This window comes from Pseudomonas sp. MTM4 (assembly GCF_019355055.1).
Classification (GTDB): Bacteria; Pseudomonadota; Gammaproteobacteria; order Pseudomonadales; family Pseudomonadaceae; genus Stutzerimonas.
In genome coordinates, this window is the sequence record NZ_CP048411.1 from 1,276,202 (window position 1) to 1,289,087 (window position 12,886).

The window sequence follows — 12,886 nt, forward strand, 5'->3', positions numbered from 1 at the left end:
CGGCCCTGCAGCGTTAAAAACAGGCTCGGATGCTCATTTACAACAGTAAACTCCGCTTCCTCGCCTGTTTTTGCCTTGCATGGCTCTAGCTAAAGAGTTCCAGAATAGATTTTCAGTAACCTCTGACGGACGGCGACCCACGGGTCGCCGTCTTCGTTTATGGGAAACGCAGATGCCGTTAAGCAACATCCAGATTGTTCACCAGGACGCCGCTCTGTTGGTGATCAATAAACCCACCCTGCTGCTCTCGGTACCCGGCCGCGCCGAGGATAACCGTGACTGCCTGGTGACCCGCCTGCAGGAAAACGGCTATCCCGAGGCGCGCATCGTGCATCGGCTGGACTGGGAAACCTCCGGCCTGATCGTGCTCGCCCGCGACGCCGATAGTCACCGCGAGTTGTCGCGCCAATTCCACGATCGCGAGACGGAAAAAGCCTATACCGCGCTGTGCTGGGGCGAACCGGAACAGGACAGCGGCAGTATCGACCTGCCCCTGCGATACGACCCGCCAACCAAGCCCCGGCACGTGGTCGATCATGAACAAGGCAGGCATGCATTGACCTACTGGCGCGTTCTGGAGCGCTGCGGTCACTACAGCCGCGTCGAACTGACCCCTATTACCGGCCGCTCCCACCAGCTGCGCGTGCACATGCTTTCCATCGGGCATCCGCTACTTGGCGACCGCCTCTATGCTCACGAACAGGCGTTGAACGCCCATGAACGACTGTGCCTGCATGCCAGCATGCTCGCCTTGACCCACCCGCAGAGTGGCGCGCGGATGCGCTTCGATTGTCCTGCGCCATTTTGATGACTCGCTTCATCGATGCAACTCGTGGCGCCCAGGCTCACCCGAGCCTGCTTAAAGCGCTCGAACTTTGGTCGCACAGTCCCGGCCTGGCGCTGGATCTAGGCTGCGGTGCCGGGCGCGATAGCTTGGCGTTGCTTCGTGCAGGCTGGAAGGTCGTCGCGCTCGACCGGGACCCAGAAGCATTGAGCGCTCTGCAGGAACAGGCAGCTGCGTATGCGCCCGGTGCGCTCACAGCACTGTGCCGGACATTCGAGGACGCCGCTCCGTTGCCGGCAGTGGACTTCGTAAATGCCAGTTTCGCACTGCCGTTCTGCCGACCAGAAGCATTTGCCGACCTCTGGATGCGAATCACCCAGGCGCTACGGCTAGGTGGTCTGTTCACCGGGCATTTTTTCGGCCCTCAAGACGACTGGGCGGCGAAGGGCCTCAGCATCCACAGCCAAGGCCAGCTCCGACGGCGGTTCGAACGCTGGGAGCTGCTGGAACTCAACGAATTCGAATACGACGGAAAGACCGCGATAGGACGGGCCAAACACTGGCATATGTTTGAGGTCATTGCACGGCAGGGTTGAAACGCCCGCCGTAAAGCGTCGAAGACTGCAGTCACCCTACCAATGGGATAGACTTTTCAGCCTTGCCGTCCGGAGCCCCCCCATGCGCGAAGAACTCAACCAAGGCCTGATCGATTACCTCAAGGCCTCGCCAACGCCGTTTCACGCTACCCGCAGCCTTGCGTTAAGCCTTCAGGCAGCCGGCTACAAGGCGCTGGATGAAAGCGAGACCTGGCATACCGAGCCAGGCGGCCGTTATTACGTCACCCGTAATGACTCGGCGATCATCGCCTTCCAGCTCGGCACGAAATCCGCCATCGAATACGGCGCGCGCTTGGTTGGTGCTCATACCGACAGCCCCTGCTTACGAGTCAAGCCGCAACCGGAGCTGCAGCGTCAGGGTTTCTGGCAGTTGGGTGTGGAAGTTTACGGCGGCGCCTTGTTGGCGCCCTGGTTCGACCGCGACCTATCACTGGCTGGCCGTGTCACTTATAGCCGCGACGGGAAGATCGAAAGCCAGCTGATTGATTTCAGGCTGCCCATCGCCGTGATCCCAAGCCTCGCTATTCACCTCAACCGGGATGCCAATCAAGGCTGGGCGATCAATCCGCAGAACGAACTGCCACCGATCCTGGCGCAGATCGCCAGCGAAGACAGCCCGGATTTCCGCGCCTTGCTGGCGGATCAGCTCAGCCGCGAACACGGCCTGGTCGCCGATGTGGTGCTGGATTTCGAGCTGAGCTTCTACGACACCCAAGGCGCGGCGGTTATCGGCCTGAACGGCGAGTTCATCGCTGGTGCGCGGCTGGATAACCTGCTGTCCTGCTTTGCCGGTTTGCAAGCCCTGCTGCGTGCAGGCCCGGACGAAACCTGCGTACTGGTTTGCACCGATCACGAGGAAGTCGGCTCGGCCTCCATGTGCGGCGCCGATGGCCCGTTTCTGGAGCAGGTTCTGCGTCGTGTACTGCCCGAGGGAGAAGCATTCCAGCGCTGCATCAATCGCTCGCTGCTGATTTCGGCAGACAATGCCCATGCGGTACATCCCAATTACATCGACAAGCACGACGGCAATCACGGGCCGAAACTCAATGCCGGCCCGGTAATCAAGGTCAACAGCAATCAGCGATACGCCACCAGCAGCGAAACTGCCGGTTTCTTCCGGCATCTGTGTCTGGAAAACGAGGTATCGGTACAGAGCTTCGTCACGCGCAGCGACATGGGTTGCGGCTCGACCATCGGCCCGATCACGGCCAGCCAGCTGGGCGTACGCACCGTGGACATCGGCCTACCCACCTTCGGCATGCATTCGATCCGCGAACTGGCCGGCAGTCAGGACCTAGCGCATCTGGTCAAGGTGCTCAGCGCCTTCTATTCGAACGCCGAGTTGCCCTGACTCGGAAGATCCAGGCGAGCATGCGCCCGCCTGGATTCGATCACTCGATGCTCTCGTCGATGACGAGCGCGACCTTACCCGAGACTTGATTGCTAGCCAACGCAGCGAAGGCAGCTTCCACATCGCGGATCGGGAAGCTGCGTTCCAATCGCGGCGAGAGAGTTTATCAGCAAACAATGGCCAGATCCGGTCGCGCATGTCCGCGAGCAGCTCGGCCTTGTCATCAGCGTTACGACTGCGCAGCGTCGAGCCAATCAGCTGGATGCGCTTGGCCAGCAAGCCGCCCAGATCCATCTCGGCCTTGCGGCCGCCCATCATGCCAATGATCACCCAGCGCCCTTCCGTTGCAAGCAACTGCGTATTGAGCGCCACATACTTGGCGCCGACCGGATCGAGGATGACGTTGAACGGACCGAAGTCATGAAGCGCTTCCAGCGACTCATTGCGCAGCACGCCGCCATTCGCGCCCAACGATTCGCAGTAAGCCAGGCGTTCCGCCGAACCGACACTGACCCAGCACGGGCTGTCGAACGCCTTGCATAACTGGATGGCAGCCGACCCGACACCGCTTGCGCCGGCGTGAAGCAGGACTTTCTCGCCAGGCTGTAGCGCGCCCAGACGGAACAGATTCAGCCACGCGGTAGCGTAGACTTCCGGAATCACGGCAGCTTCCGTCAGCGAAAGGCCTTGCGGCACCGGAAGCACGTGACGAGCATCGACACCACTTCCTCCGCCATGCCGCCGCCGGCCAGCAAGGCACAGACTCGGTCGCCTATACGATAAGAAACGCCGGACCCTACCTCGCTGATCACGCCAGCACACTCCAGCCCCAGTACATCGGTCACGCCCGGTGGCGGAGGATAATGCCCGGCACGCTGCAACAGATCGGCCCGATTCAGGCCGGCAGCCGCCACCCGAATCCTTACCTGCCCATCGCCGCACACCGGAGCGGCGCGCTCCACCCACTCGACCTGCTCCTCGACGCCTTGCAATGCCTTCATGCTGCCTCCATAGTGCTTAACACCTGCGCCCGCTCACCGTTACTTGCCGGCGATGCAGGCCGCTGATAATTGCTGCATCAGACCATATGGCTATCCCTTACCACGAATTGCCGATTCGGTATGGCGTGGCGCCGGGGTTAGCCTGCCGGCTGATGCGATCTCTGTCGCGGCGTGTTAGCCGCCAGGTACCATCGGGCTGTTGTTATTCCGTCGGGCGGATGCCGCTCGACGCCTGATTGATGGCCTAATATGCGTTATTACCCAGCCTCGCGGCGCCCCTTCGAAATGAAACGATCATTGACCGCCGGTTTTCTGGCCCTGCTGCTAGGCCTTCAGGCCAACACCGTCCTGGCCAAGCCAGCCGACGGGCACGACTGGGATTACCTGCAGCCCGACCGTGATCAGGTGATCGCCAGCCTCAACGTGGTCGAACTGCTCAAGCGCCATCATTACAACAAACCGCCGCTCAACGACGCCCGCTCGGCAAAGATTTTCGACAGCTACATCGCAATGCTCGATCCGTCGCGCAGTTATTTCACAGCGGGAGATCTTGCCGAGTTCGAGGGCTGGCGCAATCAATTCGACGACTTCCTCAAGAACGGCAATCTTGAGCCCGGCTTCGCGATCTACAAGGTGCACCTCGAGCGCTTGCAGAGCCGGCTCGAATACGCGCGGGGCCTTCTGAACGAAGGCGTGGACAGCTTCGATTTCACCCTCGACGAAGAGTTACTAGTCGATCGTGAAAATGCCGCCTGGCCCAAAGACGAAAAGGAACTGGACGATCTATGGCGCAAACGCGTCAAGGACGAGGTTCTGCGTTTGAAGATCGCCGGCAAAGAGCCCAAAGCTATCGAGGAGTTGCTGACCAAACGCTACAAGAATCAACTGGCGCGTCTGGAGCAAACCCGTGGCGAGGATGTATTCCAGACCTATATCAACGCATTTGCCCAGTCCTATGATCCTCACACTCAGTACCTGTCGCCCGACAATGCAGAAAACTTCGACATCAATATGAGCCTTTCCCTGGAAGGCATCGGTGCCGTGCTGCAGAGCGACAACGAGCACGTCAAGGTCGTGCGCCTGGTCCCAGCTGGCCCCGCAGAGAAGAGCAAGCAGATTGTCCCTGCCGACAAGATCGTCGGTGTCGGCCAGGGCGACGAGGAAATGGTCGACGTGATCGGCTGGCGCCTCGACGAAGTGGTCAAACTGATCCGTGGTCCGAAAGGATCGGTCGTTCGCCTCGAAGTCATCCCGGCGAGCAACGCACCAAACGATCAAAGCAGCAAGATCGTCGCCATCACCCGTGAAGCAGTGAAACTCGAAGAGCAGGCAGCGAAGAAATCAGTGCTCAATCTCGAGCAGGACGGCCGCAACTATAAGCTCGGAATCATTGAGATCCCCGCGTTCTACCTTGATTTCAAGGCCCTGCGCGCCGGAGACAAGGACTACAAGAGCACCACCCGCGACGTGAAGAAGCTGCTGACAGAGCTGAAAAACGAAAACGTGGATGGCGTCGTCATCGATCTGCGCAATAACGGCGGGGGTTCGCTCCAGGAGGCGACGGAGCTGACTGGCCTGTTCATCGATCAGGGCCCGACGGTGCTGGTACGCAACAGCGATGGCCGTGTCGACGTGCTTGCCGACGAGCAGCAAGGCGCGTTCTACAAAGGTCCTCTGGCCGTGCTGGTCAATCGGCTGTCAGCGTCGGCATCGGAAATTTTCGCTGGCGCCATGCAGGATTATCATCGCGCCCTCATCGTCGGTGGCCAGACCTTCGGCAAGGGCACCGTGCAAACCGTCCAGCCTCTCAATCATGGAGAGCTGAAGCTGACGCTGGCCAAGTTCTATCGTGTCTCCGGCCAGAGCACCCAGCATCAGGGCGTGATCCCCGACATTTCTTATCCTGCCGAAGTCGATACCAAGGAAATTGGCGAAAGCGCCCTGCCTGAAGCGCTGCCGTGGGACAGCATCCGCGCCGCGATCAATCCCGATATCAATCCGTTCAAACCATTCCTCGCAGAACTCAAGGCGCGCCACGAAGCACGCACGACCGAGCACCCTGATTTCGTTTTCACCCGTGATCGCCTCGCGCTCACACAGGAGCTCATGCACGAGACGAGTGTCAGTCTCAACGAGGAAAAGCGCCGGGCGCAGCAGGAAGGCATCGAGAAGCGGCAACTGGCGCTTGAAAATACGCTGCGCAAGGCCAAGGGCGAGGAGCCGCTGGCCAAACTCGAACGGGAAGATGAAACGATCCCGGTCATTGAAGAGAAAAAGGTAAAGCCAGAGGACGATGCCTACCTTTCGGAAAGCGGCAGAATTCTGTTGGACTATCTGGGGCTGCAGGACGCAATGGCTAGAAATACCGCCGTAGAGCGATAGCCACTCAAGATGTCATTAAAATGACATCATCGAGTAGTGAAATACGAAGGGTCGCCACTGTGCGGCCCTTCGCATTTCTATGGCCAACACGAGATCACCATGACCGTCACCGAGCAGTTGAGCACGCTGGATAACATCCTTGCTCACGGCGACATCACCAGCCTTTTCCAGCCTATCGTTTCACTTTCCGAACGGCATATTCTCGGTTACGAAGCGTTGACTCGCGGCCCATCCAACACCGCTCTGCACTCCCCCATCAATCTGCTCGCGGCCGCACGACATGCCGGTCGGCTCAACGAACTCGAAATGACCTGCCGGGAAAATGCTTGCCGCCGCTATAGCCAGCAGAATCTACGAGGCAAGCTGTTTCTCAACGTATCGCCGGAAACACTGCTGGAGGCGGCCCACAAACCGGGCCGAACCCTGGAGCTGCTACAGAAATACCGCATCCCGGCGGACAGGGTCGTGATCGAGCTTACGGAGCAGACCCCCACGGACGACTTCGAACTGCTCGATGCCGCACTGCATCACTACCGTGACATGGGTTTCTCGATCGCTCTCGATGATCTCGGCGCCGGCTATTCTGGGCTGCGCATGTGGTCGGAGCTGCGCCCCGATTACGTCAAGATCGACCGTTATTTTATCGATGGCATTCACCGGGACGCCGTCAAACGCGAGTTTGTCGAATCCATCATGAAAATCGCCAGAGCCTCACGCGCCCAGGTGATCGCCGAAGGCATCGAGCTAAGCGAGGAGCTCCGGATACTTTCGGACATGGGGGTCGATCTGGTTCAGGGGTACTTGTTGGGCCGACCGGAAGAGATACCGGCTATCGATGCAGCGGTGCTGCTGCCAAATATAGGGGATCGTGATGATACGCTGGACGAGAACCAGCCGGACCTGTCTCCACTGGTACTGAAACAAGCCGCGGTTACCATCTCCTGCCCGATAGGGGACGTGCTGGAACTGTTCCGCCTGCAAGCGAATCTGAATTCGGTCGCGGTCCTCGACGCGATGGACACGCCAGTAGGTGTCGTGCATCGAAGCCTGCTCTCTGACGCCTTGCTCAAGCCCTTTGCAACCGACCTGCTGGCGCGCAAACCCATCAGTAGATTGATGAGCGATGACTTTCTCGCCGTAGAGCTTGGCCAGTCCCTGCAACAGGTCAGCCGGCTGTTGACCTGCCGAGCACGACAGCGCATCGACGAAGATTTCGTCATCACCCTCAACGGTCGCTATCACGGCCTTGGCAGGGTCATCGATGTGCTGAGGCTGATCACCGAGATGAAGGTTCAGCAGGCACGCCATGCCAACCCGCTGACGCTGCTACCCGGTAATGTACCGATTCAGCAATGCCTGACGCGACTGCTGCGGCAACATCGAGAGGCGGTGATCTGCTACGTCGATATCGATCATTTCAAACCCTTCAACGACCTGTACGGGTACGCCAAGGGTGACGAGGTCTTGCTATGTCTTGCTCACTGCCTGGATGAACAGATCGATTCGAGTCGTGACTTCGTGGGTCACATCGGTGGGGATGACTTCATGTTGGTGATGAGGTCCGAAGACTGGTCAGCGAGGATCAGCCGGCTATTCGACACATTCGAGCGACGCTGCCGATCCTTCTACCGCGACGACCATCTGGCCGAGGGTTGCTTCATTGCCGAAGGGCGGCAAGGCGGCCAGCAACGCTATCCCCTGCTCTCTCTTTCGATCGGCGCGGTCCTTCTCAAGTCCGGGCCAACCCCCGAAATCGACGCCGCATCCCTCGCCGTCCTGGCCTCCGAAGCCAAGCGTCAGGCCAAGCAGGTAGCGGGTTACAGCCTGTGCACGATCGATACGGAACGGCGGCCGTTAGGCGATCAAAGGCCGTGTTTGGCGGCGCTGGCTCTGTAACGTTCAGCCTCTTGCCGATCAGGCGCCAATCCATGTCCGCCCGCCTTGTACAACTGAGCCAGACGGGTCGTGGCTAATGGATGGCCGGCTTCGACGGCGAGCTTCCACCAATGCGCCGCCTGGGCTCCGTCCGGGCCGTGTTCGGCATCCTCACTGAGGGCAATCACGCCCATCTGGTAAGCAGCCTTGGCATCGCCTCCTTCGGCGGCCAGGCGCAACAAACGTATACCTTCCCGTCTTGCACCATAACCCTGCCCTCTGAAAAGCAGGATGTGCCCGTAAAAGCTCTGTGCTTTCGGATCACCTATCGCGGCCATACGCGAAAACTGACCCTCCATCCAGCGCCACAACTCAGGCTGCTCGACAGCCCACCGCATGCTCAACAGTTTGCGTGCGATGAAATAACCGGCGCGCGCCCGAACCTTGTGCAGCATTTATGGCGCCTCCGGATAGTCGAATTCGAACACGCGCGCGACTTCGCCCGCATGCCAGGAAGCAGCAGCTGCGCCATCGGTAGGACCTGCAAACCGCCCAAGACGAGCGGCGCATTCGAAGAAACCCGTTCTGGGCAAACGGCTGGCACCTTGGCTGATCACCAGTGCGCTGCGCAACGGTCGGCCAGCGCGTGCGTCCAGTGTCGCCAAGTACTCCAACGCAGCCGTCAATGTCTGCATCGCAGGCGTGGGTAACTGGAGGCGCTCGACCAACGCACGATAAGTCACCAGATGACGCTGCCGTCGAGCGGCGGTCAACTCATCCAGCAACGCCTGCCAGTGCGGGCGGCTGATGCGAATCGACGGCGCGGCGTCTTTCAAGCTTCCGGCTCCCATCCTTCGATCTCCATCGCACGGGCCAGGGAGCGGCGTATGGGGTCACCGGGGTCACGCTCGCCGCTTTCGATAAGGCCAAGATAAACGGGGCTGATGCCTACGGAACGCGCCAGCGTCTCCTGACTCATGCCCTTGGCTTCGCGCATCGCCGACAATTCGCTGAATTTCGGTAAAGCAATCGGAGCCTCGGCGTACGCCTGGGCAGTGCGCCCATTACGTTCACTCAGCAGCGCCTGATATTCATCCCAAGGCAGCACGGCGTACTCTGGCACACCGTCACGCATGATGACCTGAACACTCATCCGCTACCCCGCTCGTTTGTCCGTGAATGAAAGCGGATCTTAACAGCCTGAGAACGGTTTTTTAGCCTACGGGCACGCACTAAAGAGTGAAAGCGTGGCCGTCCATAACAGCACCAAAGGATTAATCCCTTGATGTATCGTCTCGGAATCTGGCGCTACGCGCATGGCTAACGGCGCCCGCCATCGGCTCATCTACCGAAGGGGGACGATCAATGTCAGCCTGCACATCAACTGGCTGGCTGTCTCTCCAATCGCGGAATGCCTGCAGCTCGCCGGACCATTTGCGCATGACCCATCCCAGCACCGCGAGATCGTCGATGAAGCCAAGCCCGGGGATCCAGTCCGGTATGGCATCCATCGGTGAGAGGAAGTACAGCAGCCCAGCCACTGCGGCGATCAGCGCGGGCCTGCTGATGGCTCTGTACTCGCCCCGCCACCAGGCCACACATAACGCCTGCAGCAAGCCCAGATCGTCACGCAGACCTTTTATAAGCCCGCCACGTGCCGAACGCTTGCGAGCGACGGCAAGCAGCACCATGGGTAACCGCCCGCGGGCGAGTACGCGTTGCGCTATGGGCAAATAGCGGAAGAATTTCCAAGGGAGCTTCATTGAATACCTCCTGCAAAGCCGCGCCATAGAAGCATTCGACAATTATCCACAATTCCTGTGGATAACCTTGTGAACAGTTCTTGGATGACTTCCCCAAACGCCCGTCTGACGCGGCCTTCAAACAGATCGATGGGTTTTTGTTCAGCGAACATAAATCCTTAAAAATCAGTGACTTAAGAATGTCCAGAAATTTATTGAGCGGTGACGGTGAAGCCGGTGAGTTACGTTTCCAGGAATGTGCATAACCGTAACATGTCAACGCTTTTTTAAGGCAATTTCGGCTTCTCAGGAGTAGACAAACTCGCCTGATCGTTCTAACAGAGACAGCCCAGCGCTCCTCTATGTTCAAGCCGAGCAGCTGTCTTTCCGGATTGAATCAAGCGCGCCACGAACGAAAACCCCGCCGGAGCGGCGGGGTTCTCTATCAGTCAACGAGGGGCAATGCGACCCTGTGCGGGTTACGCCTCATTCAGAGCCAGGCGCTCACCGTTAATTGGAATGCGCTTGGGCTTGGCTTCTTCAGGGACGACGCGCTCGAGCTGGATGCTAAGCAGGCCGCTGTTGAGTGCTGCGCCTTTGACCTCTATATGATCGGCGAGACGGAACGAGAGCTTGAACGCACGCTGGGCAATTCCCTGGTGCAGATAGGTGACGCTCTCGCCACTGCTCTCTCGTTTGCCGCCGCTGATGGTCAGCACGCCACGCTCGACCTGCAGGTCCAGATCGGACTCCTGGAAACCGGCGGCTGCTACGATGATGCGGTACTGGTCATCGCCGTGCTTTTCCACGTTATACGGTGGAAACGAGCTGCCCGCGTCGTTGCGCAGGGCCGACTCGAACAGATCATTGAAACGATCGAAGCCAATGGATTGGCGGAAAAGCGGAGCCATGGAAAAACTAGTCATTTGTATCTCCCGATATTCAGCGAGTGGTTACTACAGGACCCGAATTCGGCATCCTGTGTAGCCCTAAATAGGAACTGCCCCACCCATTTCAAGACCATTCGTCGGAGTTTTCATGTCCAGAGTCATGCTGATTACAGGCAGCAGCCGAGGCATCGGTGCGGCCACCGCCAGGCTCGCCGCGGCCGAAGGCTACGCGCTGTGCCTCAACTTTCATCAGCGTCAAGATATCGCGCAGCAGTTACTCGAGGAGCTTCGAGGTGCCGGCGCTCACGCCATCGCGGTAAGAGCCGATATCGCAGACGAGGCACAGGTCGCCAGACTGTTCGCCACGATCGACAAGGAATTCGGCAGGCTCGACGTGCTGGTCAATAACGCCGGCATGCTGGAGCGGCAGATGCGCCTGGACGAGATGGATGCGGCGCGGCTGGTGCGAGTGTTCGCAACCAATGTGACCGGCAGTTTCCTTTGCGCGCGTGAGGCGGTGAAACGCATGTCTACCCGCTATGGCGGCGACGGCGGCGCCATCGTCAATGTCTCTTCGATTGCCGCAAAGCTCGGCGCACCTAACGAATACATCGATTACGCGGCCGCCAAGGGCGCGATCGACAGTATGACGCTTGGCCTGGCGAAAGAAGTTGCCGCAGAAGGCATTCGGGTTAACGCGGTGCGGCCAGGCGTGATTCGTACCGAGATTCATGCCAGCGGTGGTGAGCCGGGACGCGTTGAGCGCGTTAAGGCCAGCGTGCCTATGGGACGCGGAGGTGACGCTGAGGAAGTAGCTGAGGCGATTCTATGGCTGGCCAGTGAAAAAGCCAGCTATACCAGTGGCGCCCTATTGGACGTCAGCGGCGGACGCTAGACGACCGCCTCGAACTCCGATGCCTTGTCGGCGATGCACAACAAGGCATCGAGTCGCTCACAATCGTCGACCCGTCGAAGCTGGGCAAACAGCGCAACGGCTTGCGGGTAAGTTCGGGTCAGCATGGAAAGCCATTGCTTGAGACGCCCGGGTGCGTAGCGCGGAGATATCTTGCGACGCGCCTGCAACCAGAAGTCAGCGAGCAGCGGCTGCAGATCTTCCCAGCTCATCGGCTCAATCTCCGCGCCATGCTTTGCAGCATTGATCTGGCGCGCCAGGTCAGGCCGACAGACCAGCCCACGCCCAAGCATGATGTCTTCGACGCCGCTGATTTCGCGGCAACGGCGCCAGTCGTCCAGCGACCAGATATCGCCATTGGCGAACACAGGGATATTCACCACATCCTGAACCCTGGCGACCCATTCCCAATGCGCAGGCGGCTTGTAACCCTGCAACTTGGTCCGGGCATGCACGACCAGTTGCTCCGCACCACCATCCACCAGGGCTCTGGCGCAATCGAGCGCGCCGTCCGGACTGTCGAAGCCCAGCCGCATCTTGGCCGTGACCGGGACATGCGCAGGCACAGCCTTGCGTACCTCGCGCAGTATCGAATGAAGCAGCTCGGGCTCTTTGAGCAGAACAGCGCCGCCACGAGACTTGTTTACCGTTTTAGCCGGGCAGCCGAAGTTGAGATCGATGGCAGGCGCACCGAGGGTACAGGCAAAGGCCGCATTGTCGGCCAGGCAAGACGGATCCGAGCCTAGCAATTGCACACGTAACTGAGTGCCGGCGCGAGTCCGGGCGCCGTTATCGAGCTCGGGTGCAAGCTTGCGGAAGCTTGACGGCGGCAACAGGCGATCCGATATTCGAATGAACTCGGTCACGCACCAATCGATACCGCCGACACCCGTCAGCACATCGCGAAGAATCTCATCGACCAGCCCTTCCATGGGGGCCAAGGCAATTTGCATCAGAAACAGCCCAATCGAAAAAGGAGCGCATTGTACGTAGCCCGACAGCGCTTAGAAACGCCCGGGGCGCGCCGCCTGGCGACTACTGGTCTGTATCTTCGCGGTCTCCAATGGTATCGGTACCGGTCGTTGCGCCCATGCCACCCGTGGTGCCGGTGGCTCCCGTGCCCATGGTGCCCAACCCCGGCTCATCATCCGACCCTTCGCTATCATCCATTGGAGCGTCCCGCTCATCCCGCGCGCTCCCAATATCGGATGATGGCTGCTCTATCGCTTGGTTACCGGTGGTAGAAGGATTGGACAGTTCAGTGTCAGCCAAGGCAGCGCCAGAGGCGAATATCAGGCCAGCGATCATCAAGACAAGTGTGTTCGACATCG

General features: G+C 59.5%; 13 protein-coding genes and 1 pseudogene. 6 read left to right on the forward strand and 8 right to left on the reverse strand.

Features of this window, described 5'->3' with window-relative positions:
- Positions 1 to 172 precede the first annotated feature (172 nt).
- The 3 genes from GYM54_RS05735 to GYM54_RS05745 all read left to right on the forward strand — a co-directional run bounded on the left by GYM54_RS05735 (position 173) and on the right by GYM54_RS05745 (position 2,752).
- Complete coding sequence (locus GYM54_RS05735; protein ID WP_181101269.1) at positions 173 to 808, forward strand: RluA family pseudouridine synthase; 636 nt, start codon at positions 173 to 175, stop codon at positions 806 to 808.
- The gene (locus GYM54_RS05740) at positions 808 to 1,380 is read left to right on the forward strand and encodes a bifunctional 2-polyprenyl-6-hydroxyphenol methylase/3-demethylubiquinol 3-O-methyltransferase UbiG (protein WP_181101267.1); all 573 of its coding nucleotides are present in this window, start codon (positions 808 to 810) and stop codon (positions 1,378 to 1,380) included. Before GYM54_RS05735 ends, GYM54_RS05740 begins: the two co-directional genes overlap by 1 nt.
- 82 nt (positions 1,381 to 1,462) lie before the next feature.
- Entirely contained in the window at positions 1,463 to 2,752 is a 1,290-nt protein-coding gene (locus tag GYM54_RS05745; RefSeq protein WP_181101265.1) for a M18 family aminopeptidase, read from the forward strand.
- Positions 2,753 to 2,792: 40 nt separating this feature from the next.
- Here the strand turns inward: GYM54_RS05745 and GYM54_RS05750 are convergent.
- Positions 2,793 to 3,753, reverse strand: a pseudogene (locus GYM54_RS05750) (NAD(P)H-quinone oxidoreductase).
- Positions 3,754 to 4,038: 285 nt separating this feature from the next.
- Here GYM54_RS05750 and GYM54_RS05755 point away from each other — a divergent pair.
- Both GYM54_RS05755 and GYM54_RS05760 read left to right on the forward strand, forming a co-directional pair.
- Complete coding sequence (locus GYM54_RS05755) at positions 4,039 to 6,135, forward strand: carboxy terminal-processing peptidase (protein WP_197445709.1); 2,097 nt, start codon at positions 4,039 to 4,041, stop codon at positions 6,133 to 6,135.
- A 99-nt stretch (positions 6,136 to 6,234) separates the two neighbouring features.
- Positions 6,235 to 8,031 (forward strand): bifunctional diguanylate cyclase/phosphodiesterase, encoded by a 1,797-nt coding sequence (locus tag GYM54_RS05760; RefSeq protein ID WP_197445708.1) that lies wholly within the window; start codon positions 6,235 to 6,237, stop codon positions 8,029 to 8,031.
- Here the strand turns inward: GYM54_RS05760 and GYM54_RS05765 are convergent.
- The 5 genes from GYM54_RS05765 to GYM54_RS05785 form a co-directional block, all read right to left on the reverse strand.
- Positions 7,998 to 8,465 (reverse strand): tetratricopeptide repeat protein, encoded by a 468-nt coding sequence (locus GYM54_RS05765; protein ID WP_197445707.1) that lies wholly within the window; start codon positions 8,463 to 8,465, stop codon positions 7,998 to 8,000. The two genes, GYM54_RS05760 and GYM54_RS05765, sit on opposite strands and share 34 nt — an antisense overlap.
- Positions 8,466 to 8,861: a hypothetical protein gene (locus GYM54_RS05770; RefSeq protein WP_131650368.1), complete on the reverse strand. Its 396-nt coding sequence runs from the start codon at positions 8,859 to 8,861 to the stop codon at positions 8,466 to 8,468.
- Positions 8,843 to 9,163: a helix-turn-helix transcriptional regulator gene (locus tag GYM54_RS05775; protein ID WP_197445706.1), complete on the reverse strand. Its 321-nt coding sequence runs from the start codon at positions 9,161 to 9,163 to the stop codon at positions 8,843 to 8,845. Before GYM54_RS05775 ends, GYM54_RS05770 begins: the two co-directional genes overlap by 19 nt.
- Positions 9,164 to 9,284: 121 nt before the next feature.
- A complete protein-coding gene (locus tag GYM54_RS05780; protein WP_197445705.1) occupies positions 9,285 to 9,773 on the reverse strand; it encodes a YkvA family protein in 489 nt (162 codons plus the stop codon).
- 458 nt (positions 9,774 to 10,231) lie between these two features.
- Positions 10,232 to 10,678: an Hsp20 family protein gene (locus GYM54_RS05785; protein WP_197445704.1), complete on the reverse strand. Its 447-nt coding sequence runs from the start codon at positions 10,676 to 10,678 to the stop codon at positions 10,232 to 10,234.
- Between the two features lie 112 nt (positions 10,679 to 10,790).
- On the opposite strand from GYM54_RS05785, the gene GYM54_RS05790 reads away from it, so the two are divergent.
- Complete coding sequence (locus tag GYM54_RS05790) at positions 10,791 to 11,537, forward strand: SDR family oxidoreductase (RefSeq protein WP_197445703.1); 747 nt, start codon at positions 10,791 to 10,793, stop codon at positions 11,535 to 11,537.
- Here the strand turns inward: GYM54_RS05790 and GYM54_RS05795 are convergent.
- Positions 11,534 to 12,508, reverse strand: coding sequence for a tRNA-dihydrouridine synthase (locus GYM54_RS05795; RefSeq protein WP_197445702.1), 975 nt, complete (start codon positions 12,506 to 12,508; stop codon positions 11,534 to 11,536). The two genes, GYM54_RS05790 and GYM54_RS05795, sit on opposite strands and share 4 nt — an antisense overlap.
- 82 nt (positions 12,509 to 12,590) lie before the next feature.
- A complete protein-coding gene (locus tag GYM54_RS05800; RefSeq protein WP_197445762.1) occupies positions 12,591 to 12,884 on the reverse strand; it encodes a hypothetical protein in 294 nt (97 codons plus the stop codon).
- Positions 12,885 to 12,886: the final 2 nt, after the last annotated feature.

What these genes read in the sequence shown, in the direction of transcription:
- GYM54_RS05735 (WP_181101269.1), top strand. Translation starts at nt 173, where the DNA reads ATGCCGTTAAGCAACATCCAGATTGTTCACCAGGACGCCGCTCTGTTG.
- GYM54_RS05740 (WP_181101267.1), top strand. Translation starts at nt 808, where the DNA reads ATGACTCGCTTCATCGATGCAACTCGTGGCGCCCAGGCTCACCCGAGC.
- GYM54_RS05745 (WP_181101265.1), top strand. Translation starts at nt 1,463, where the DNA reads ATGCGCGAAGAACTCAACCAAGGCCTGATCGATTACCTCAAGGCCTCG.
- GYM54_RS05755 (WP_197445709.1), top strand. Translation starts at nt 4,039, where the DNA reads ATGAAACGATCATTGACCGCCGGTTTTCTGGCCCTGCTGCTAGGCCTT.
- GYM54_RS05760 (WP_197445708.1), top strand. Translation starts at nt 6,235, where the DNA reads ATGACCGTCACCGAGCAGTTGAGCACGCTGGATAACATCCTTGCTCAC.
- GYM54_RS05765 (WP_197445707.1), bottom strand. Translation starts at nt 8,465, where the DNA reads ATGCTGCACAAGGTTCGGGCGCGCGCCGGTTATTTCATCGCACGCAAA.
- GYM54_RS05770 (WP_131650368.1), bottom strand. Translation starts at nt 8,861, where the DNA reads ATGGGAGCCGGAAGCTTGAAAGACGCCGCGCCGTCGATTCGCATCAGC.
- GYM54_RS05775 (WP_197445706.1), bottom strand. Translation starts at nt 9,163, where the DNA reads ATGAGTGTTCAGGTCATCATGCGTGACGGTGTGCCAGAGTACGCCGTG.
- GYM54_RS05780 (WP_197445705.1), bottom strand. Translation starts at nt 9,773, where the DNA reads ATGAAGCTCCCTTGGAAATTCTTCCGCTATTTGCCCATAGCGCAACGC.
- GYM54_RS05785 (WP_197445704.1), bottom strand. Translation starts at nt 10,678, where the DNA reads ATGACTAGTTTTTCCATGGCTCCGCTTTTCCGCCAATCCATTGGCTTC.
- GYM54_RS05790 (WP_197445703.1), top strand. Translation starts at nt 10,791, where the DNA reads ATGTCCAGAGTCATGCTGATTACAGGCAGCAGCCGAGGCATCGGTGCG.
- GYM54_RS05795 (WP_197445702.1), bottom strand. Translation starts at nt 12,508, where the DNA reads ATGCAAATTGCCTTGGCCCCCATGGAAGGGCTGGTCGATGAGATTCTT.
- GYM54_RS05800 (WP_197445762.1), bottom strand. Translation starts at nt 12,884, where the DNA reads ATGTCGAACACACTTGTCTTGATGATCGCTGGCCTGATATTCGCCTCT.